Origin of the sequence: Paucibacter sediminis, from assembly GCF_030254645.1 — a bacterium.
GTDB classification, from domain to species: domain Bacteria; phylum Pseudomonadota; class Gammaproteobacteria; order Burkholderiales; family Burkholderiaceae_C; genus Paucibacter_B; species Paucibacter_B sediminis.
The window spans coordinates 714,168-732,814 of sequence record NZ_CP116346.1 but is presented as its reverse complement, the minus strand read 5'-3'; the positions used below and the strand labels follow the sequence as shown (position 1 = coordinate 732,814).

At 70.0% G+C, this 18,647-nt stretch carries 18 protein-coding genes; 7 read left to right on the top strand and 11 right to left on the bottom strand.

The window, feature by feature from the left end; genetic code table 11:
* Positions 1 to 58: 58 nt before the first annotated feature.
* The gene (locus PFX98_RS03380) at positions 59 to 733 is read right to left on the bottom strand and encodes a glutathione S-transferase family protein (RefSeq protein ID WP_285233767.1); all 675 of its coding nucleotides are present in this window, start codon (positions 731 to 733) and stop codon (positions 59 to 61) included.
* A gap of 10 nt (positions 734 to 743) precedes the next feature.
* The gene (locus PFX98_RS03375) at positions 744 to 1,160 is read right to left on the bottom strand and encodes a DoxX family protein (RefSeq protein ID WP_285233766.1); all 417 of its coding nucleotides are present in this window, start codon (positions 1,158 to 1,160) and stop codon (positions 744 to 746) included.
* Positions 1,161 to 1,243: 83 nt separating this feature from the next.
* On the opposite strand from PFX98_RS03375, the gene PFX98_RS03370 reads away from it, so the two are divergent.
* Genes PFX98_RS03370 through PFX98_RS03360 form a run of 3 tightly spaced genes read left to right on the top strand, consistent with a single transcriptional unit; the run spans position 1,244 to position 3,052 of the window.
* The gene (locus PFX98_RS03370; protein WP_285233765.1) at positions 1,244 to 2,128 is read left to right on the top strand and encodes a LysR family transcriptional regulator; all 885 of its coding nucleotides are present in this window, start codon (positions 1,244 to 1,246) and stop codon (positions 2,126 to 2,128) included.
* Positions 2,129 to 2,168: 40 nt separating this feature from the next.
* Positions 2,169 to 2,462, top strand: a complete 294-nt coding sequence (locus tag PFX98_RS03365; protein ID WP_285233764.1) for a hypothetical protein — start codon at positions 2,169 to 2,171, stop codon at positions 2,460 to 2,462.
* Complete coding sequence (locus tag PFX98_RS03360) at positions 2,462 to 3,052, top strand: DedA family protein (RefSeq protein ID WP_285233763.1); 591 nt, start codon at positions 2,462 to 2,464, stop codon at positions 3,050 to 3,052. The genes PFX98_RS03365 and PFX98_RS03360 overlap by 1 nt, the downstream gene beginning before the upstream one ends.
* Here PFX98_RS03360 and PFX98_RS03355 read toward each other — a convergent pair.
* From PFX98_RS03355 to PFX98_RS03345, 3 genes are read right to left on the bottom strand one after another with little or no spacing between them, the layout of a single operon-like run.
* Entirely contained in the window at positions 3,045 to 5,411 is a 2,367-nt protein-coding gene (locus PFX98_RS03355; RefSeq protein ID WP_285233762.1) for a hybrid sensor histidine kinase/response regulator, read from the bottom strand. The genes PFX98_RS03360 and PFX98_RS03355 overlap by 8 nt on opposite strands.
* Positions 5,411 to 7,012, bottom strand: coding sequence for a FecR family protein (locus PFX98_RS03350; RefSeq protein WP_285233761.1), 1,602 nt, complete (start codon positions 7,010 to 7,012; stop codon positions 5,411 to 5,413). The genes PFX98_RS03355 and PFX98_RS03350 overlap by 1 nt, the downstream gene beginning before the upstream one ends.
* Positions 7,013 to 7,071: 59 nt before the next feature.
* On the bottom strand, positions 7,072 to 8,499 hold the full coding sequence (locus PFX98_RS03345) for a methyltransferase regulatory domain-containing protein (protein WP_285233760.1): 1,428 nt from the start codon (positions 8,497 to 8,499) through the stop codon (positions 7,072 to 7,074).
* Between the two features lie 82 nt (positions 8,500 to 8,581).
* On the opposite strand from PFX98_RS03345, the gene PFX98_RS03340 reads away from it, so the two are divergent.
* Positions 8,582 to 9,169 (top strand): Hcp family type VI secretion system effector, encoded by a 588-nt coding sequence (locus tag PFX98_RS03340; protein ID WP_285233758.1) that lies wholly within the window; start codon positions 8,582 to 8,584, stop codon positions 9,167 to 9,169.
* 13 nt (positions 9,170 to 9,182) lie between these two features.
* On the opposite strand, the gene PFX98_RS03335 is transcribed toward PFX98_RS03340, so the two are convergent.
* The 6 genes from PFX98_RS03335 to PFX98_RS03310 all read right to left on the bottom strand — a co-directional run bounded on the left by PFX98_RS03335 (position 9,183) and on the right by PFX98_RS03310 (position 15,528).
* Positions 9,183 to 10,157: an ABC transporter ATP-binding protein gene (locus tag PFX98_RS03335; protein ID WP_285233757.1), complete on the bottom strand. Its 975-nt coding sequence runs from the start codon at positions 10,155 to 10,157 to the stop codon at positions 9,183 to 9,185.
* Entirely contained in the window at positions 10,154 to 11,149 is a 996-nt protein-coding gene (locus PFX98_RS03330) for an ABC transporter ATP-binding protein (protein WP_285233755.1), read from the bottom strand. The genes PFX98_RS03335 and PFX98_RS03330 overlap by 4 nt, the downstream gene beginning before the upstream one ends.
* On the bottom strand, positions 11,146 to 12,027 hold the full coding sequence (locus tag PFX98_RS03325) for an ABC transporter permease subunit (RefSeq protein WP_285233753.1): 882 nt from the start codon (positions 12,025 to 12,027) through the stop codon (positions 11,146 to 11,148). Before PFX98_RS03325 ends, PFX98_RS03330 begins: the two co-directional genes overlap by 4 nt.
* Positions 12,020 to 13,030: an ABC transporter permease subunit gene (locus PFX98_RS03320; protein ID WP_285233752.1), complete on the bottom strand. Its 1,011-nt coding sequence runs from the start codon at positions 13,028 to 13,030 to the stop codon at positions 12,020 to 12,022. The genes PFX98_RS03325 and PFX98_RS03320 overlap by 8 nt, the downstream gene beginning before the upstream one ends.
* 78 nt (positions 13,031 to 13,108) lie before the next feature.
* Positions 13,109 to 14,713 (bottom strand): ABC transporter substrate-binding protein, encoded by a 1,605-nt coding sequence (locus PFX98_RS03315; RefSeq protein ID WP_285233751.1) that lies wholly within the window; start codon positions 14,711 to 14,713, stop codon positions 13,109 to 13,111.
* Positions 14,714 to 14,787: 74 nt separating this feature from the next.
* Positions 14,788 to 15,528 (bottom strand): TetR/AcrR family transcriptional regulator, encoded by a 741-nt coding sequence (locus PFX98_RS03310; protein WP_285233750.1) that lies wholly within the window; start codon positions 15,526 to 15,528, stop codon positions 14,788 to 14,790.
* 165 nt (positions 15,529 to 15,693) lie between these two features.
* Between PFX98_RS03310 and PFX98_RS03305 the strand changes: the two genes are divergently transcribed.
* The 3 genes from PFX98_RS03305 to PFX98_RS03295 are packed head-to-tail and all read left to right on the top strand — an operon-like array spanning position 15,694 to position 18,645.
* A complete protein-coding gene (locus tag PFX98_RS03305; RefSeq protein ID WP_285233749.1) occupies positions 15,694 to 17,301 on the top strand; it encodes a carboxyl transferase domain-containing protein in 1,608 nt (535 codons plus the stop codon).
* 31 nt (positions 17,302 to 17,332) lie between these two features.
* On the top strand, positions 17,333 to 17,863 hold the full coding sequence (locus PFX98_RS03300) for a GNAT family N-acetyltransferase (RefSeq protein ID WP_285233748.1): 531 nt from the start codon (positions 17,333 to 17,335) through the stop codon (positions 17,861 to 17,863).
* Positions 17,860 to 18,645 (top strand): enoyl-CoA hydratase/isomerase family protein, encoded by a 786-nt coding sequence (locus PFX98_RS03295; RefSeq protein WP_285233747.1) that lies wholly within the window; start codon positions 17,860 to 17,862, stop codon positions 18,643 to 18,645. The genes PFX98_RS03300 and PFX98_RS03295 overlap by 4 nt, the downstream gene beginning before the upstream one ends.
* Positions 18,646 to 18,647 lie beyond the last annotated feature (2 nt).

Here is an 18,647-nt window from a genome sequence, read left to right as displayed (position 1 = left end):
TGGCAAAGATGGCGGCAAGCATACACAGGGCGGCGCTTTCTTGCTGGCGTGCCTGCGCTCAGACGCGGCTTTGCAGACGCGCTGCCAGCGCGGCACCGCGCGCCAGCACAAAGTCGCGCAGCCGCTCGGCGTAGTCGGCCGGCGCCGCCATGCGCACGGAGGCGCGCCGCGCCAGTGCGGCACGCCAGGCCTGCAGCCTGGGCAGGGCGGCGCAGAAGTCGAACTCGTCCAAGGTGTCGAACAGCTCGAAGTAGCGGAACACCGGACCGAACACCGCGTCCACCATGCCGAACTGCCGGCCCGCGAACCAGGGCCCTGCGCCGAGCGCGGCCTCCAGCTGCTTGAGGCGGCCGCGCAGCTCGGCGGCGCGCTGCGCCAGCGCTGCGGCATCCGGCGCGTTGTAGAAGGCGGCGATGCCGTTCAGCGTGGCCGAGCCGAACTCCATCCAACCGCGATGGCGCGCGCGCGTCAAGGCATCGGCGGGATGCAGGGCCGGGCCATGGCAGTCCTCCAGATACTCGCAGATCACGGCGGATTCAAAGATCGCCTGCCCGCCGGCGACCAGCAGCACCGGCGTCTTGCCAAGCGGCGAGATCCGCATGAACCAGTCGGGCTTGCGCGCCAGGTCGATGTCGCGCCGCTCGAAGGCCAGGGCCTTCTCGGCCAGCACGATGGCGGCGCGTTGCACATAGGGGCACAGCGGGTGGCTGACGAGGGTGTAGGCGGGCTGCATGGCGAGCACCTCAGCGCCCCAGGGTCAACCGCGCGCTGCGGCGCAGCGACCAGACGCCATCGCCCAGCAGCCACAGCGACAGCGAGGCGAGCGCCAGGAAGAGCGGATATTCCCAGCCGCCGCCCGCGCTGGTGAAGACCCAGCCATTCGGCAGATGCACCCAGGCCGCGCCCAGCATGATGGGCAGCAGCGCCAGCGAGACCTGGCGCGCGTACAGGCCCAGCAGGATGGCCAGACCGCCCAGCAGCTCGGCCGCGAACACCGGATAGGCCAGCGCCCCGGGCAGGCCCTGGCTGGCGAAGAACTGCGCGGTGCCCGGCAGCGTGAACACCAGCAGCTTCAGCAGCGCATGGGCGATCCACATCAGGCCCAGGCCGAGGCGTAGCAGGGCGATGCCGTAGGGGGTGCCGGAATTGAGCTGGGACATGGGGAACTCCTGAGAAATCGAGTGGACGATGGGCGGAATGTAGGATTGCGTCAGCGCCGGCAAAATAGGCGGCTCCGCAAGCCATGCATGCACAAACGCAATACCGACTGAGCGCCACCGACCTCCAGCTGCTGCTGGCGCTGGTGCGCGCCGGCACGCTCGCCGGGGCGGCCGAGCGCCTGGGCCTGGATGGCTCGACGGTGTTCCGCGCGGTGCAGCGGGTCGAGCGCGGGCTGGGCCTGCCGCTGTTCGTGCGCTCGCGCAGCGGCTATGCGGCCACCGAGCTGGCGCAGCAGCTGGCCGAGCAGGGCGAGCAGCTGGAGGCGGTGCTGGAGACGGCCCGCTCGGCCGCCCAGCAGCTGCCCGGGCAGGTGAGCGGCACGGTGCGCATCAGCACCACCGACACCATCCTGCATGGCCTGGTCGCGCCGGCCCTGAAGGCCCTGCACGCCCAGCATCCGCAGCTGAGCTTCGAGCTGCACGCCGGCAACGAGCTCGCCAGCCTGACGCGCCGCGACACCGATATCGCGGTGCGCGCCACGCGGCGCCCGCCCCAGCATCTGGTGGGGCGCTGCCTCGGCCCCATCGACGTGGCGCTGTTCGCGGCCGGCAAGAGCGCGATCAAGCACTATGCCGATGTCGAGGCCGGCAAGGCGGACTGGATCGCGCCCGACGATGCCCTGCCCGAGCATCCCTCGGTGCAATGGCGCAAGCGCCATTTCCCCAGGGTGCGGCCGGCCTACCGCGTCAACAGCATTCTCAGCGTGATGGAGCTGGTGAGCCTGGGCCTGGGGGTGGGCGTGCTGCCGCTGTTCCTGGCGCGCGGCCAGCCGCAGCTGCGCCAGCTCACCGAGGTGCTGGAGGATTGCCGCACCGAGCTGTGGCTGCTGACGCATCCCGAGTCGCGCCACCTGCGTCGGGTGGCGGCGGTGTACGCGCACCTGGCGCGCAGCATGGCGCTGGCCTGAGCCGGCTAGGATGGGCGCTTCCGGACCAAGGGAGACGCCCATGCACGACGGTCACAGCAAGCTCCACCACTGGCTGAGCCAGCACCGCATGGCCTGCTTTGCGCTGATGACGGCCAGCTTCGTGCTGTTCGGCTGCCTCTCGCTGGACCTGGTGAAGCTGGTGAGCGCCAACGCCAGCCTGCTCGGCACGCATGGCTGGCAGGCCCTGCAGGACGGCGGCCTGCAGCAGCTGCTGGAGCTGTGGCTCAGCGCCTTCGCCGCGATCGCCGCCTACCTGGTGTTCAAGCTCTGCGAGCATGTGCTGGTGCACGGCCTGTCCTACCGGAGACGTTGATGGACCTCACCGCCCTGCTGACCGAGTGGATCGCGCGCTACGACCAGGGCGTCTACCTGCTGCTGTTCGCGCTGGTGTTCTGCGAGATCGGCGTGGCGCCGCTGTTCTTCCTGCCCGGCGATCCGCTGCTGTTCCTGTGCGGCGCCTTATGTGCCCAGGGCGCCCTGCGCGCCGCGCTGCTGGTGCCGCTGCTGGCGCTGGCCGCCTGGGGCGGCAGCCTGCTGGCCTATCGCCTGGGCCTGCGGCTGGGCCGGCATCTGGAGAGCCATGCCTACCGCTGGCTGAACCGCGCGCTGCTGGCGCGCGGCCAGCGCTTCTTTGCCCGCTGGGGCGGCCCCAGCCTGCTGGTCTCGCCCTATGTGGCGGTGCTGCGCACCTTTGCGCCGCTGGCGGCCGGGGTGGCGCGCATGCCGGCGCGGCCCTTCGCCACGGCCGCGCTGGCCGGCTGTGTGGCCTGGTCGGGCGGCCTGATTGCCGCGGGCTACTGGTTGGGCCGCGTGCCGCTGGTGCATGAGCACCTGGGCGGCCTGGTGGTGCTGGGCCTGGTGCTCGGCCTGGGCGGGCTGGCGCTGCGCCTGCTGTTCAAGTAGCCCAGCGCGCCAGCGCCTGCAGCAGCGCCTGCCGGCCGATGGGCTTGCTGAGGTGGGCATCGCAGCCCGCCGCCAGGCTCTGCGCGATATCGCTGGCAAAGGCGTTGGCGGTGAGCGCGATGATGGGGGTGCGGCGGCGCCCCTGCGCGGCCTCGATGGCGCGCCAGCGCCGCGTCACCTCCAGGCCGTCCAGGCGCGGCATCTGCAGGTCCATCAGCACCAGGTCATAGCGGCCCTGCTGCAGCTTGGCCAGCGCCTGTTCGCCATCGCTCGCCAGCTCGATGCGATGGCCCAGCGGCTGCAGCATCGCCTCGATCACCAGCGCGTTGACCTCGTTGTCCTCGCACAGCAGCAGCTGCAGCGCTGCCTGGGGCTGGCCGGGCTCGGGGCGCGGCGCCTGGCTCGCACGCGCCGGCGCGGGCCGGGCCGGCAGGTCCAGCCGCAGCTCGAAGCGGCTGCCTTCGCCGGGCGTGCTGGTGAGGCTGATCTGCCCGCCCATCAGCTCCACCAGGCTGCGCGTGATCGCCAGGCCCAGGCCGGTGCCGCCGAACTCGCGCGCGGTCTCGGCCTCGGCCTGGGCATAGGGCTGGAAGATGCGCTCATGCTGCTCGGGGGCGATGCCGATGCCGGTGTCCTGCACGCTCAGGCCCAGGCGCCCGTCCTCGGCGCGCCAGGCCTGCACATCGACGCCGCCCTGGCGCGTGAACTTGATGGCATTGCCCACCAGATTGACGAGGATCTGGGCGACGCGCTGCGCATCACCCCAGACCCAGCCCTGCGCCGCGGGCGCCAGCGTCAGCCGCAGCCACAGGCCCTGGGCCTCGGCGCGCGGGCGCAGCAGCTCGATCTGCTGGCTCAGCAGCTCGCCCAGCTCGAAGGCATGCGGCGCCAGGCCCAGCTTGCCGGCCTCGATCTTGGCGTTGTCCAGCAGGTCGTTGATGAGCTCGAAGAGCTGCTGGCCGGCGCGCTGGAACACCTGCACATAGCGGCGCTGCTCGGCGTCGAGTGCGGTGCCGGCGAGGATCTCGGCCATGCCCAGCACCGCGTTCATGGGGGTGCGGATCTCGTGGCTGACATGGGCGAGAAAGCGCGTCTTGGCCTGGTTGGCGGCCTCCGCCACCTCGCGCTCGTGGCGCAGCTGGCGCTCGGTGAGCGCATGCCAGCGCTGCTCGGCCGCGGCCGCCAGCAAGAGGCCCAGCAGCAGCACCGTCAGCGGCGCCAGCAGGGCCGGCATCAGCAAGGCCTGCTGCACCAGGCCATAGGCCAGCGCCAGCATCAGCAGCAGCGCCAGCAGCGAGAAGCCGGCCAGCCGGCGCCAATGCGGGCGCGCGGCCCGGCAGCCGCCGAGCGCCGGTGCCCAGGCCAGCAGCAGCAGCACGCCGCTCCACAGCGCACCCGCCGGCGCCAGCACCTGGGCGCGCGCCAGCAAGACATAGGCGCTGGCCATCAGCGCGCTGCCGGAGAGCCGGCCCAGCGGGGTGCTGACGGCGTCGGCAAAGAAGGCGCTGCTGCCGATGAAGACGGTGCGCCCGCGCAGCAGGCGGCGCTGTTCGGGGTCGTCGATGGCGCCCAGCGCGGCCTGCATCACATGGGCCCAGTTGAGCGGCAGCACGCCGTCCAGGCGCGCCGCCAGCTTGAGCTGCACGCGGCCCTGCGCGTCCTTGTGCCAGTCGGGCAGGGGCGTGCCGCGGCGCTGCAGCGCCGCCAGCGGCAGCGCCGGCAAGACCTGACCCTGGTAGCGATGCCAGAGCGGCAGGCGGCGCAGCACGCCGTCGCCGTCCAGCGGCGCCGAGATCAGGCCCAGGCTGCCCGGCGGTGCGCTGCCCAGCAGGGCGGGTGCGGGCAGGGTGAGCGCGTCCCAGGGCTGGGCCGCGCCGCCGGCCACCATGGCCTGGCGCCGCAGCATGGCCATCTCGGCGGGCTGCAGTTCCATCTGGGTCTTGTCCTGCTGCAGGGCGGCGGCGGCGAGCACGGTGGGCGGCCCCAGCGCGATGGCGTGGGCCAGCGCCTCATCACCGGTGCGTGCACCGGTCAGCACCAGATCGAACACCACCAGCTCGACGCCGGCGTCGCGCAGATAGTCCAGCAGCAGGGCATAGACGCTGCGCGGGTAGGGCCAGTCGCCCAGCTGCGGCTGCAGCGCGCGCAGCGAGGCGTCGTCGATGTCGATCAGCGCCAGCTCGCCGGCCTGCAGCGGCTGGGCAGTGGCACGCAGCAGGCGGTCCTCCAGCCCCTGCTCCAGCGGGCGCAGCAGGGGCTGGGCCAGGGTGCAGATCAGCAGCGCCAGCGGCAGGGCCAGCAGCGGCAACCGCGCCAACTGGCCCAGGCGCTGCAGATGCGGGCTCAGGCCAAGTTGCATCAGAGTGCCAGCAACAGCCCGAGCGGCAGCAGCCACAGCCAGCGCGGGTAGGGCACCTCGATCAGCTGCACCTGGCCCCAGGGGCCGGCCTGGCCGTCGGCGTCCAGGCAGCGCATGCGCAGGTAGTAGCGCCCGGGGCCGGGGCGCGGCAGGCTGAGCGCTGGCTGCTCGCTGGCGAAGCTTTGCAGGCCCTGGCTGAAGGCGGCATCGCCGGCCCATTGCAGCTCGTAGCGCGCCACGCCGGCCTCGGCGCGCCAGCGCAGCTGCAGGCCGTCGCCGCTCAGATCGGGTTCCGCCGCTGCCGGGCTGGGCGGCATGGGCCTGAGCTCAAAGCGCTGGGCCTCGCTCCAGGGGCCCTGGTCAGCGGCCAGCGAGGCCAGGCGCCAGTGGTAGACGCCGGGCGGCAGGGCGGCGCGATGGCGGCTGTCGGCCAGCGCGGCCTGCTCCAGCACCAGCTCGCCAAAGCCGGGGTCGCGCGCGATCTGCAGGCGGTAGGCGCGCGCCTGGGTGTTGAGGGTCCAGCTCAGCTCCGCCGCCTCGCCATAAAGCCTGGCGGCGGGCGCCGGGCCCTGGATGAAGGGCGGCTCGGGGCGCGCCTTGAGGCGGAAGGCATGGTCGGCCGCCTGGCCCTCCAGGCCCAGCGCGTCGATGGCGCGCAGCCGCAGGGTGTAGTCGCCGTCGGGCAGATCGTCGGCCCAGCTGGCCTGCGCGGCGCTGCCGCGCTGATCGAGCAGCAGGCGCGTGAAGTCGCCGCGCGCAAACACCTGGGCGCGCCAGCCGCCGGCCGCGCCCTGGCTCGGCCAGGCGAAGCGCAGCGGCAGGCGTTCGATCAAGCCCGGCAGGCCGGCGAGATCGGGCGCGGCCAGCAGCGCGGCGCCGCGCGGCCGGCCCTGGCCATCGGCCAGCAGACCCATGCCGGCCGGCACCGCCTGGCCATCGGCCGCGACCGTGCCGCTGAGCACCTGCAGGCGCGCTAGCGCGCCGTCCACCTGGGCGCGGAACTCGGTGCCGCGCACGCCCAGGTTGATGCTGGGGGTGCGGATCTCGTAGTGCGGCACGCGGCCCTGGGTCGGCTGCACCTGGCTGTCGGCGCCGCCCTGGTGCAGGCGCAGCTGCACCGACGGGATGGCGCTGCGGCCATACACCAGCAGCTGTTCCAGCGTCAGGTCGCTGAGCGGCGGGATCAGCAGGCGCGAGCCATCGGCGAAGCGCAGGCTGGCCGAGGATTGGGCGGCGCTGCGCAGGCGATCGCCGCTACGCAGCTCGGCGCCGATCTGCAGGCGCTGCTCCTCCTGCTGAGGCCGGCTCAGCATGACCTGACCCTGGACGAACAGGGTCTGCGCCACGCTGGCCTCGCGCTTTAGCCAGGCCACCGGCATGCGCAGCTGGCCGCCGGGCGGCAGGCGTAGCGGGTCGGCCACATGGTTGAGCTTCTGCAGCTCGCGCCAGCTGTGGCCGGGCTGCAGAAAGGTTTCGGTGAGGGCGATCAGGGTGTCGCCGACCGCGATGCGATAGCGCCAGTCGGCCTCGGCGGGCGTCTGGGCCCCGGCCGCGCAGGCCGTCAGCAGCATTGCGCCTGCGAGTTTCACGCTTGCTCTCATGCCTCCTCCTGGGCCTGGCTGGGCCTGTGCGGCGATAGTAGCCAAGAGGGGCGAGGCGCTCAAGCGCTGAACAGGGCCAGATCGTTCAGCTTGCGCAGATGGGCATCCAGGGTGGCCGCATCCAGGCCGAGCGCGGCGGCCAGCGCGGCGCGATCGCGGCTGCCGTCCAGCAGCGGCAGCAGTTCGCGCACGATGGGCTCGTCCAGCCGCAGCATGTCGTGGCGCAGGGTGGTGATCGTGTCGCAGCCGGGCTCCAGCCGCAGCTGCGCCCGGGCGACCGCGCTGGCGACCGGGCGGGCGCCCACCTGTTCGGGCAGCGCCAGGGCCTGCGCATGCAGGCGCGCCAGCCCGCTCATCAGCCCGGCATACAGAATGGCCAGCAGGCCGGCCTCGTGGTGGGCCGGTGCGTGCAGCTGCATGAGGCTGGCCAGCAGCGCCGGCACCGGCAGGCTGCGCGGCGCCGCCGCCTGCAGGGCCTGCAGGGCGTCGCGCATCACGGTCTGCTGGCTGTGCGGGGCGGTGGCGTCGAGCTCGCCTTGCAGCTTGAGATCGGCGCTGAGGTGGTAGGCCGCCAGCTGGCCGGCCGCGGGCTGGCGATTCGGGGTCAGGTCTTGCCGGCACAGGAGGCTTTGCCGGAAACGCCGTTCGCGCACGAAGTCCAGGTACTGCTCGCGCGCCAGCGGGTCCAGCTGGCCCAGCGCGGTGCGCGCCTCGATGGAGAGCCCATGCAGACCCATCGCGGGCAGCTCGGCCTCGGCCAGGAACTGCAGGCCCGCGCCCTCGGCCTGGGCCAGGAATTCGTGGAAGTAGAAGGGCTGGTTGACCTCGGCCAGGTCGTCGTGGAAGAGCGCGCCGTCCGAGCTGCGTGCGGCGCGTTCCAGCTCACGCCGCCAGGCCTGCGCGGCCACATCGGTCTCGGCGCGCGCACCGATCAGCAACTGCAGCAGGGCGCGCGCCTCGCTCAGGCGGGCCTGCTCCGAATCGAGGCCCTCGACGTGGTAGCGCAGCAGCTCGCGCACCTGGGCGCGGCGGTGGCAACCGGGATAGCAATTGTAGCTGACGAAGGCGATGCCCTGCGGCGCCAGCGCCCGCTCCAGCAATTGCAGCAGGGCCTGGCGCACCGCCGCCGGCACCCAGGAGTAGAGGCCGTGCACGATGATGTAGTCGTAAGGCCCCTGGTGCTGCCAGTCGCACAGGTCGGCCGCCAGCCAGGCGGCGTTTTGCAGTCCGATCTGCCTGCCCAGCGCCTCGGCGCGCGCGATCGGCTGGCGCGCCAGATCCAGGCCGGTGAACTGGCTGCCCGGATACTGCGCCGCCATCGGCGCGAGATTGGCGCCATCGCCGCAGCCCAGCTCCAGCACCCGGCATTGCTCGGGCGGCGCCGGCCGCAGGCCGAACCAGCACCCGAGGCTGTGCAGGTGGGCGATATGGGTGTCCGGGTAGGGGTTCCCGGGGTAGGGCAAGCGGTCGTAGCTGTCTTGGTCCATGCGGGGCCAGTCTAGGGGGAGGGGCTTGTGGTGGCTAGGGGCGCGCTTGAGAATCGGCCCACTGCCTACCCCAGGAGGTCCTATGTCCGATGCCGCTGATCCCAAGCCCAGGCTGGTTAGCCGTCTGGCCCGTCCGATGCTCGCGGGCGCCCTGGCCGCGGTCGGTGCCCTGCCGACCCAGGCCGCCACCGATGTGTTCCTGCAGCTCGACGGCATCAAGGGCGAATCCACCGATGCCAAGCACAAGGAATGGATCGAGATCCGCTCCTACTCCCAGGGCTTCTCCAATCCTGCCTCCACCGGCGGTGGCGGTGGCGGTGGCGCCGGCAAGGTCAGCTGTGGCGATGTGAACGTGATGAAGTCCATCGATATTGCCAGCCCGAAGCTGATGGAGGCGGTGATGACTGGCAAGCACATTGCCAAGGGCACGCTGGCGTTCCGTTCGGTGTCTGGCAAGGGCGACACGGACTACTACACCGTCGTCCTGAGCGAGATTTTTGTCACCTCGGTGCAGCAAAGCGACGCGGCCTCGGATGGCACGCGCATCACCGAGTCGGTGTCCTTGGCCGCGTCCAAGTTCGAATTCAGCTACCGCACGCAGAAGGCCGATGGCGGCTTGGATACGCCGAAGACCTTCACCTTCGACTGCAAGGCGAACAGGGCCTTCTGATTTCGAGTTCAGTTCAGGCCTTGAAGCAGGCGACAGCCTGCTGGTCTCCCAACGCCCGCAAGACCTGACCCTCGGCCGAGCAGCGCGCCTCGGCCTTGGGGCAGCGTGCATGGAAGGCGCAGCCCGAGGGCGGCGCCAGCGGTGAGGGCAGCTCGCCCTGCAGGATGATGCGTTCGCGCCGCAGCGCCGGGTCCACGGTGGGCGTGGCCGACAGCAGTGCCTGGGTGTAGGGGTGGGCCGGGTGCTCGAACACCGCGTCGCGCGGGCCGCGTTCGACGATGCGGCCCAGGTACATCACCGCCACCTCGTCGGCCATGTGCCGCACCACCGAGAGGTCGTGCGAGATGAAGACATAGGCCACGCCCAGCTCGCGCTGCAGCTGCACCAGCAGGTTCAGCACCTGGGCGCGGATCGACACATCCAGGGCCGAGACCGGCTCGTCGAGCACCAGCACCTCGGGCTTGAGCATGAGCGCGCGCGCGATCGCCACGCGCTGGCGCTGGCCGCCCGAGAACATATGCGGATAGCGCGCGGCCTGCTCGGGGCGCAGGCCCACGCGGGCCATCATCGCTTCGGCCTCGGCGCGGCGCGAGCTGGCGTCGCCGATGCCGTTCACCAGCAGCGGCTCCATCAGCGCATCGATGACGGTCTGGCGCGGGTTCAGCGAGCCATAGGGGTTCTGGAACACGATCTGCACCTGGCGGCGCAGCAGGCGCTTCTGCTCCTCGCTGGCCGTGGCCACTTCCACGCCCTTGAGCTGCAGGCTGCCCGCGCTGGGCGCCTCGATCATGGTGAGCAGGCGCGCCAGCGTGGACTTGCCACAGCCGGACTCGCCCACCACCGCCAGGGTCTGGCCGCGCGCCACCTCGAAGCTCACCCCGCCCAGGGCCTGGACGGTGGCACTGCCGGCAAACAGGCCGCGCCGCACCTCGTAGCTGCGCTTCAGATCGCGCGCCTTCAAGACGATTTCTGCTTTTTGATCGCTCATGCCTGCAACTCCAGAGGCACACCCGCCTGCAGCGGGGTGTGGCACAGCGCGCGGCCCAGGGCCTCGTCGGCCAGCACCGGGGCCAGGTCTTGACAGCGCTGGGTGGCATGCGCGCAGCGCGGCGCGAACAAGCAGCCCTGGGGCCGGTCGAACTGGCCGGGCACCATGCCGGGGATGGCGGCCAGCAGCTTGCTGCCGTCCTGCGCCGCATGTTCGGGCAGGGCGGCCAGCAGGGCGGCGGTATAGGGGTGGTGCGGGTTGCGGAACAGCGCGTCCGCGGCCGCCGACTCCACCTGGCGGCCTGCGTACTGCACCACCACGCGGTGGGCGGTCTCGGCCACCACGCCGAGGTCGTGGGTGATCAGCACCAGGCCCATGCCATTCTCGCGCTGCAGCTGCAGCAGCAGGTCCAGGATCTGGGCCTGGATGGTGACGTCCAGCGCGGTGGTGGGTTCGTCGGCGATCAGCAGCTTGGGCGAGCAGGCCAGTGCCATCGCGATCATGACGCGCTGGCTCATGCCACCCGAGAGCTGGTGCGGGAACACGTTCAGGCGCCTGCCTGCGTCCGGGATGCCGACGCGCTCCAGCAGCTCGATCACGCGGGCGCGCCGCGCGCGGCGGTCCAGCGTGGTGTGCGCGGCCAGGGCCTCGCCGATCTGGTAGCCCACGGTGAAGCAAGGGTTCAGCGAGCTCATCGGCTCCTGGAACACCATCGCCATGTCGCGGCCGACGATCTGGCGGCGTGCGCGCGGCGAGAGCTTGGCGAGGTCATGGCCATCGAACGCCATGCGTTCGGCCGTGACGGTGGCGGTCCAGGGCAGCAGGCCCATCAGCGCCAGCATGGCCACCGACTTGCCCGAGCCCGACTCGCCGACGATGGCCAGCACCTCGTTGGGCGCGAGCTGCAGGTCCACGCCATCGACGGCCGTGAAGGCACCGCCGCGGGTGGCGAAGCGGACCGTCAGGCCCTTGATATCGAGAAGCGAACTCATGTGCGACGCATCTTGGGGTCCAGCGCATCACGCAGACCGTCGCCGGTCAGGTTGATCGCGACCACGGTGAACAGGATGGCGAGGCCGGGCAGGGTGACCTGCCAGGGGTTGGAGCGGATGAACTCGCGCGCATCGGCCAGCATGGTGCCCCACTCGGCGGTGGGCGGCTGCGCGCCCAGGCCCAGAAAGCCCAGCGCCGCGGCTTCGAGGATGGCGTCCGACACGCCCAGCGCGGCCTGCACGATCAGCGGCGAGAGGCAGTTGGGCAGCACGGTGACGAACATCAGGCGCCACTTGCGCACGCCGGCCACGCGCGCGGCGGTCACATAGTCCTTGCCCAGTTCCGCCTGCGCCGAGGCACGCAGCAGGCGCACATAGCGCGGCAGCGAGACCAGGGTCACGGCCACGATGGTGTTGGTGAGGCTGGGGCCGAGCACCGCCACCACCAGGATGGCCAGCACCAGGCCGGGCACGGCCATGATGAGATCCATGCAGCGGGTGATGAGCACGTCCACTGCATTGCCGAACGAGACGCAGGCCAGGCCCAGCAGCACGCCGACCACCAGGGCCACGCCCATCACCGACAGGCCGATGAAGAGCGAGATGCGCGCGCCGTGGATGAGGCGCGAGAGCTGGTCGCGGCCCAGCGCGTCGGTGCCCAGCAGGAAGCGGTTGCTGCCGCCGTCTTCCCAGGCCGGCAGGGCGCGCACCGCCTCGCGGAACTGCTCGGTGGGCGAATGCGGCGCGATCAGGTCGGCAAAGATCGCCATCAGCACGATCAGCGTGAGCAGCACGAGGCCGATGACGGCGCCGCGGTTCTCTGCAAAGGCCGACCAGAAGGCCTTGAAGCGGGAGGGAGGGGCAGCGAGCTCAGCCATGACGGATGCGGGGATTGATGAGGCCGTAACTGAGATCGACCAGGAGATTGACCAGGATGACCACCGCCGAGACCAGCATCACGCCGCCCTGCAGGGCCGGGTAGTCGCGCCGCGAGATCGACTCGATCAGCCATTTGCCGATGCCGGGCCAGGAGAAGATGGTTTCGGTCAGCACCGCGCCGGCCAGCAGCGTACCCACCTGCAGGCCGATGATGGTGACCACCGGGATCAGCGCATTGCGCAGCGCATGCACGCCCACCACGCGCCAGGCCGGCAGGCCCTTGGCGCGCGCGGTGCGCACATAGTCCTCGCTCAGCACCTCCAGCATGGACGAGCGCGTCATGCGCGCGATCACCGCCAGCGGGATGGTGCCCAGCACAAAGCCCGGCAGCACCAGGTGGTGCAGCGCGTCCTTTACCGCACCGACCTGGCCCGAGAGCCAGGCATCGATGACCATGAAGCCGGTGACGGGCTCGTAGAAATACTTGATCAGATCCACCCGGCCCGACACCGGCGTAAGGCCCCAGCGCTCGCCCACGAACATGATGAGCAAGAGGCCCCACCAGAAGATCGGCATCGAGTAGCCGGTGACCGAGAGCCCCATCAGGGTCTGGTCGAACCAGCTGCCGCGCTTGGCCGCGGCCAGGGTGCCGGCCGGCACGCCGATCAGCACCGCCAGCAGCATCGCGAACAGCGAGAGCTCGATGGTGGCGGGGAAGAGGGCGAGGAACTCGGTCAGCACCTTCTCGTTGGTGGACAGCGAGGTGCCGAAGTCGCCATGCAGCAGCTGCCAGCAGTAGTCGGCGAACTGCTTCCACACCGGCTGATCCAGCCCCAGCTCGTGGCGGAACTGCGCGAGCCGCTCGGGCGAGATGCCGCGCTCGCCCACGCGCGCCTCCACCGGATCGCCCGGCACCATGCGTATCGCCACGAAGGTGACGAACATCAGCGCGAAGAAGGTGGGGATGGTGAGCGCCAGGCGGCGCAGCAGGAACTTGAACATGGGTGGCTGCTGGCAAGGACAAACAAACACGCCCGGCCCCGTTGCATGGGGGCCGGGCGTTGCCTTGCCCTGATGGGTTTACTTCAGGTCGACGCCGTTGAACAGATGGGAGCCGAAGGGGCTCTGCTTGTAGCCGGTGACTTCCTTGCGCATCACCTCGAACACCACGCCATGCGCGATCTTGAAATCGGGCACCTCGTCGTGCTCGATCTGCTGCATCTCGCTGTAAAGCTTGGCGCGGGCCTTGTTGTCGGTTAGCGCGCGCGCCTGTTCGAGCTTGTCGTCAAAGCCCTTGTGGCACCACTTGGCCAGGTTCTGGCCGCCGGCGCGCGCGGCGTCGCAACCGTGCAGGAAGAAGAAGTTGTCGGGGTCGCCGTTGTCGCCGGTCCAGCCCATCATGCCGGTCATGTGCTCGCCCTGCTGCAGGCGCTTGCGGTACTCGCCCCACTCGTAGCTCACCAGCTTGGCGTTCACGCCCACCTTGGCCAGGTCGGACTGCATCATCTCGGCAATGCGCTTGGCGTTGGGGTTGTAGGGGCGCTGCACCGGCATGTACCAGAGGTCGATCTCCAGCGGCAGCTTGAGGCCCGACTTGGCGAGCAGCTCCTTGGCCTTGGCGGGGTCGAAGGGTACGTCCTTGATGGCGTCGTTGTAGCCCATCAGGGTGGGCGGGATGAAGTTCTTGGCGGGCAGGCCGGCACCCAGGTAGACATCCTTCAGGATCGCCGCCTTGTCCACCGCCATGGAGAGCGCCAGCCGCACGTCCTTCTTGTCCAGCGGCGGCTTCTGCGTGTTGAAGGCCCAGTAGGCGATGTTCATGCCGGGCGCGCTGATGACCTTGAGCGCGGGGTCCTTCTGCATCTCGGGCAGGTCGGCCGGGCGCGGGTAGGCGGCGAAATGGCATTCGCCGGCCTTGAGCTTGCTGTAGCGCGCGGTCGGGTCGGGCGTGATGGCGAACACCAGGTCGTCCACCAGGGCCTTCTCGCCGAAATAGTCCTTGTTGGCCTTGTAGCGGATCACCGCGTCCTTCTGGTACATCACGAAGTTGAAGGGGCCGGTGCCCACGGGCACCTGGTCGAACTGCTCCTTCTTGTTCTGCTTGGCCAGGGCGTCGGCATATTCGGCCGACTGGATGGAGGCGAACTCCATCGCCAGATTCGCCAGCATGGTGGCGTTGGGGCGCTTGAACACCAGCTTGACGGTGAGCGGATCCACCTTCTCCACCGCCACCAGATCGTCCTTCAGGCCCATGTCGGCGAAGTAGTCGAACTTGCCGCCCGAGACCTTGGCATAGGGGTGATCGGCCTTCCACTGGCGCTCGAAGCTCCACACCACGTCGTCTGCATTGAAGTCGCGCGTGGCCTTGAAGCCGGGCACGCTGTGGAACTTGACGCCGGCGCGCAGCTTGAAGGTATAGGTCTTGCCGTCGGGCGAGATGGTCCAGCTTTCGGCAAGACCTGGCACCACCTCGGTGCTGCCGCGCTTGAAGGCGGTGAGCTTGTCGAACACGCCGCGGATGGTGTCGAAGCTGGTGCCGGTGGTGTTGAGCGCGGGGGTGAAGTTCTCGGGCGAACCTTCGGAGCAATACACCAGGGTCTTGGCCTGGGCGGCGCCGCTCAGCAGGCCCAGACTCAGCAACGTGGCGGGCACGGCGGCCAATCGCAGGAATCGCGTCTTCTTCATCTCACCCTCCATGAAAAGTCGGCCGATGCTAGCCGGTCTGCCGGCATCAAACATCGGGGTAACCCGGGGTGACTTCAGCTACCTTGCAAGGCGGTCTGGATCTCGCTGCGCAGGCGGCGCAGCGCCTGCAGCTCGGCATCGGGTGTCTGCAGGGCCGGCCAGAGCAGGGCCACCAGGTCGCGCGCGCTCTGGTCCACATCGATCTGGCGCCCGGCGATGATGACCTCCCAGAGCATGTGCTCCATCGGTCCGAACACCAGCGAGCGCAACATGCGCAGCGGGATGTCCTGGCGCACCTGGCCCAGGGCCTGGCCGCGCGAGAGCAGGTCCATCAGCGGTGCGGTATAGCGACGTTGCAGCTCGATGAAGGCCTCGCCGAACTCGGCGCCTTGTTCCGCACCTTTGGCGTTGGTCATGTCGGCCTCGCGCTTGCGGCCTTCCGACAGCACCAGCTCGCACAGCCCCGTGCCCTGGATCAGGAACAGGCGCAGGTGGGTGTGCACCACGAACTCCAGCTGCTCGCGCACCGAGGCCTCGCGCGGCAGGCCACCCTCGATGGCGGCAATGATCTCGTCGTACCAGTCGGCGATCACCCGCATGCAGAGCTCGCGCTTGCCGCGGAAATAGGTGAACACGGTGGCCTCGGAAATGCCCAGCTGCTTGGCGATCTCGGTGGTGGTGGCCTTCTCGTAGCCGCGCTGGGCAAAGACCGATCGGCCCACGCGCAGGATGTCGCGCACGCGCTGCTCCGCCTTGGCGCTGACGGGCGCGCGGCGTGCGGTGCTGGCGGGGAGAATGGCGCTCACGGGGCGCATTCTGCGTGGGAATTGAGTAAAGCTCAAGTCTTTGTGAAGCCGGCTTGCCTTGGGGCGCCGGCTGGCTTATCCTTGCGGCCTCGTGTGCGCGCTGCCGACCTGGGCAGGGCGCTGCAACAAGATGAATTGAGTCGTACTCAGTTTGTACGCCTCGCTGGAGACACCATGCCGGTTTTGACCACCAAACTGAACGCCCGCTCGGCCGATTTCAAGGCCAATGCCGAGGCCATGCGGGCGCTCATCGCCGACCTCAGCGCGCGGCTTGAAAAGATCGCCCAGGGTGGTGGGGAGGCCGCGCGTGCCAAGCACACCGCACGCGGCAAGCTGCTGCCGCGCGACCGGGTGGAGATGCTGCTGGACCCCGGCACGCCGTTTCTGGAACTGGCCCCGCTGGCCGGCCTGAATATGTATGACAACGCCGCGCCCGGCGGCGGCATCGTTGCCGGCATCGGCCGCGTCTCGGGCGTGGAATGCATGATCGTGTGCAACGACGCCACGGTGAAGGGCGGCACCTACTACCCCATCACGGTGAAAAAGCATCTGCGCGCCCAGGAGATCGCCGAGCAGAACCATCTGCCCTGCATCTATCTGGTGGACTCGGGCGGCGCCAATCTGCCGAACCAGGACGAGGTCTTCCCGGACCGCGACCATTTCGGCCGCATCTTCTACAACCAGGCCAATCTCTCGGCCAAGGGGCTGGCGCAGATCGCCGTGGTGATGGGCTCCTGCACGGCGGGCGGCGCCTATGTGCCGGCGATGAGCGACGAGACCATCATCGTGAAGAACCAGGGCACCATCTTCCTGGGCGGCCCGCCGCTGGTGAAGGCCGCCACCGGCGAGGTGGTGAGCGCCGAAGACCTGGGCGGCGGCGATGTGCACACCCGCCTCTCGGGCGTGGCCGACCACCTGGCCAATAACGACACCCATGCGCTGGCGATCGCACGCCAGTCGGTGGCGCGCCTGAACTGGCAGAAGAACATCGGCATGGCCATGCAGGCGCCGCGTGCGCCGCTGTTCGATGCCACCGAGCTGCATGGCGTGATCCCGACCGACACGCGCAAGCCCTTCGATGTGCGCGAGGTGATCGCGCGCGTCGTCGACGGCAGCGAGTTCGATGAATTCAAGGCCCGCTACGGCGCCACCCTGGTGTGCGGCTTCGCCCATATCGAGGGCATGCCGGTGGGCATCGTCGCCAACAACGGCATCCTGTTCGCCGAGAGCGCCAACAAGGGCGCGCACTTCATCGAGCTGTGCTGCCAGCGCAAGATCCCGCTGGTGTTCCTGCAGAACATCACTGGCTTCATGGTGGGCCGCAAGTACGAGAACGAGGGCATTGCCCGCGCCGGCGCCAAGATGGTCACCGCCGTGGCCTGCGCCCAGGTGCCCAAGTTCACCGTCATCATCGGCGGCAGCTTCGGTGCCGGCAATTACGGCATGTGCGGCCGTGCCTACAGCCCGCGCTTCCTGTGGATGTGGCCGAACGCGCGCATCTCGGTGATGGGTGGCGAGCAGGCCGCCAGCGTGCTGGCCACCGTCAAGCGCGACGGCATCGAGGCCAAGGGCGGTTCGTGGAGCGCGGAGGAAGAGGAAAGCTTCAAGGCGCCGATCCGCCAGCAGTACGAAGACCAGGGCCATCCCTATTACGCCAGCGCCCGCCTGTGGGACGACGGCGTGATCGACCCCGCCGACACGCGCCGCGTGCTGGCGCTGGGCCTGTCGGCCGCGCTCAACGCGCCGATCCCGGATACCAAGTTCGGCGTGTTCCGCATGTAAACCGCCGCAAGGCCTGGCAAGACCCGACCCCATGATCGTGATCCGCCCCCTGCGTGCCGACGATGATCTGCACGCGCTCACCGCGCTGCTGCACAAGGCCTATGCGGCCCTGGCCGCGCAGGGCTGGAACTTCACCGCGGCCGACCAGAGCGTGGCCGTTACCGCCAAGCGGGTGGCCGCCGGCGGCTGCCTGGTGGCGGAGCGCGCGGGCCGCCTGCTGGGCACGGTGAATGTGCGCGGGCCCTACCGGCCCGAGCAGGATGCCTGGTGCCTCAACACGCCCTGGTATCTGCGCGAGGACACCGCCATCCTGTCGCAGTTCGCCGTCGACCCGGATTGCCAGGGCCAGGGCCTGGGCGAGCGCCTGATGGACGCCGCCGAGGCCTGGGCCACCGAGCGCGGCTTCGCCCATGTGGCGCTCGACACCGCCGGCCCCGCCCAGCACCTGCGCCAGCGTTATCTCAAGCGCGGCTACCAGCAGGTCGGCGAGGTGCAGTGGGACGGCAAGACCTATTCCAGCGTGCTGATGGTGAAGCCGCTGCGGACGAAGGAAATCGCATGACGACCAGCAGCTTGAAGATTGAACGCATGGGCCATGTGGCCCGCGTGACCCTGAACCGCCCCGAGGTGCGCAATGCCTTCAACGAGGCGGTGATCGCCGAACTCACGCAGGCCTTTGCCGAGCTGGCGCAAGACCCGACCCTGCGGGCCATCGTGCTGGCCGCCGAGGGCAAGGCCTTCTGCGCCGGCGCCGATCTCAACTGGATGAAGGCCATGGCCGGCTACAGCTGGGACGAGAACCACGCCGATGCCTCGCGCCTGGCCGAGATGCTGTGGACCATCTACAGCTGCCCGGTGCCCGTGATCGCACGTGTGCAGGGCGATGTCTATGCCGGCGGCGTGGGCCTGGTGTCGGTGTGCGACATGGTGGTGGCGGTGGAGGGCGCGGGCTTCTGCCTGTCGGAGGCCAAGCTGGGCCTGCTGCCGGCCACCATCGGCCCCTATGTGGTGCGGGCGCTGGGTGAGCAGGCCTCGCGCCGCTACTTCCTCACCGCCGAGCGCTTCGGCGCCGCCGAGGCGCAGCGCCTGGGCCTGGTGCATGAGCTGGCCACGCCGGAGACGCTGGACGAGCGGGTCGATGCCCTGCTGGCGGCCCTGGTGGCCAACGGCCCGGCCGCCGTGCGCGCCTGCAAGAAGCTGGTGCAGGACGTGGCCCATCAGGCCATCACGCCCGCGCTGCGCGACGACACCGCGCGCCGCATTGCCGACATCCGCGCCAGCGCCGAGGGCCGCGAAGGTGTGCAGTCCTTCCTGAACAAGAGCAAGCCCAGCTGGCTGGCATGACG

Bases quoted from the DNA above. Each gene is read 5' to 3' on its own strand.
- PFX98_RS03380 (WP_285233767.1), bottom strand. From the start codon at position 733: ATGCAGCCCGCCTACACCCTCGTCAGCCACCCGCTGTGCCCCTATGTG.
- PFX98_RS03375 (WP_285233766.1), bottom strand. From the start codon at position 1,160: ATGTCCCAGCTCAATTCCGGCACCCCCTACGGCATCGCCCTGCTACGC.
- PFX98_RS03370 (WP_285233765.1), top strand. From the start codon at position 1,244: ATGCATGCACAAACGCAATACCGACTGAGCGCCACCGACCTCCAGCTG.
- PFX98_RS03365 (WP_285233764.1), top strand. From the start codon at position 2,169: ATGCACGACGGTCACAGCAAGCTCCACCACTGGCTGAGCCAGCACCGC.
- PFX98_RS03360 (WP_285233763.1), top strand. From the start codon at position 2,462: ATGGACCTCACCGCCCTGCTGACCGAGTGGATCGCGCGCTACGACCAG.
- PFX98_RS03355 (WP_285233762.1), bottom strand. From the start codon at position 5,411: ATGCAACTTGGCCTGAGCCCGCATCTGCAGCGCCTGGGCCAGTTGGCG.
- PFX98_RS03350 (WP_285233761.1), bottom strand. From the start codon at position 7,012: ATGAGAGCAAGCGTGAAACTCGCAGGCGCAATGCTGCTGACGGCCTGC.
- PFX98_RS03345 (WP_285233760.1), bottom strand. From the start codon at position 8,499: ATGGACCAAGACAGCTACGACCGCTTGCCCTACCCCGGGAACCCCTAC.
- PFX98_RS03340 (WP_285233758.1), top strand. From the start codon at position 8,582: ATGTCCGATGCCGCTGATCCCAAGCCCAGGCTGGTTAGCCGTCTGGCC.
- PFX98_RS03335 (WP_285233757.1), bottom strand. From the start codon at position 10,157: ATGAGCGATCAAAAAGCAGAAATCGTCTTGAAGGCGCGCGATCTGAAG.
- PFX98_RS03330 (WP_285233755.1), bottom strand. From the start codon at position 11,149: ATGAGTTCGCTTCTCGATATCAAGGGCCTGACGGTCCGCTTCGCCACC.
- PFX98_RS03325 (WP_285233753.1), bottom strand. From the start codon at position 12,027: ATGGCTGAGCTCGCTGCCCCTCCCTCCCGCTTCAAGGCCTTCTGGTCG.
- PFX98_RS03320 (WP_285233752.1), bottom strand. From the start codon at position 13,030: ATGTTCAAGTTCCTGCTGCGCCGCCTGGCGCTCACCATCCCCACCTTC.
- PFX98_RS03315 (WP_285233751.1), bottom strand. From the start codon at position 14,713: ATGAAGAAGACGCGATTCCTGCGATTGGCCGCCGTGCCCGCCACGTTG.
- PFX98_RS03310 (WP_285233750.1), bottom strand. From the start codon at position 15,528: ATGCGCCCCGTGAGCGCCATTCTCCCCGCCAGCACCGCACGCCGCGCG.
- PFX98_RS03305 (WP_285233749.1), top strand. From the start codon at position 15,694: ATGCCGGTTTTGACCACCAAACTGAACGCCCGCTCGGCCGATTTCAAG.
- PFX98_RS03300 (WP_285233748.1), top strand. From the start codon at position 17,333: ATGATCGTGATCCGCCCCCTGCGTGCCGACGATGATCTGCACGCGCTC.
- PFX98_RS03295 (WP_285233747.1), top strand. From the start codon at position 17,860: ATGACGACCAGCAGCTTGAAGATTGAACGCATGGGCCATGTGGCCCGC.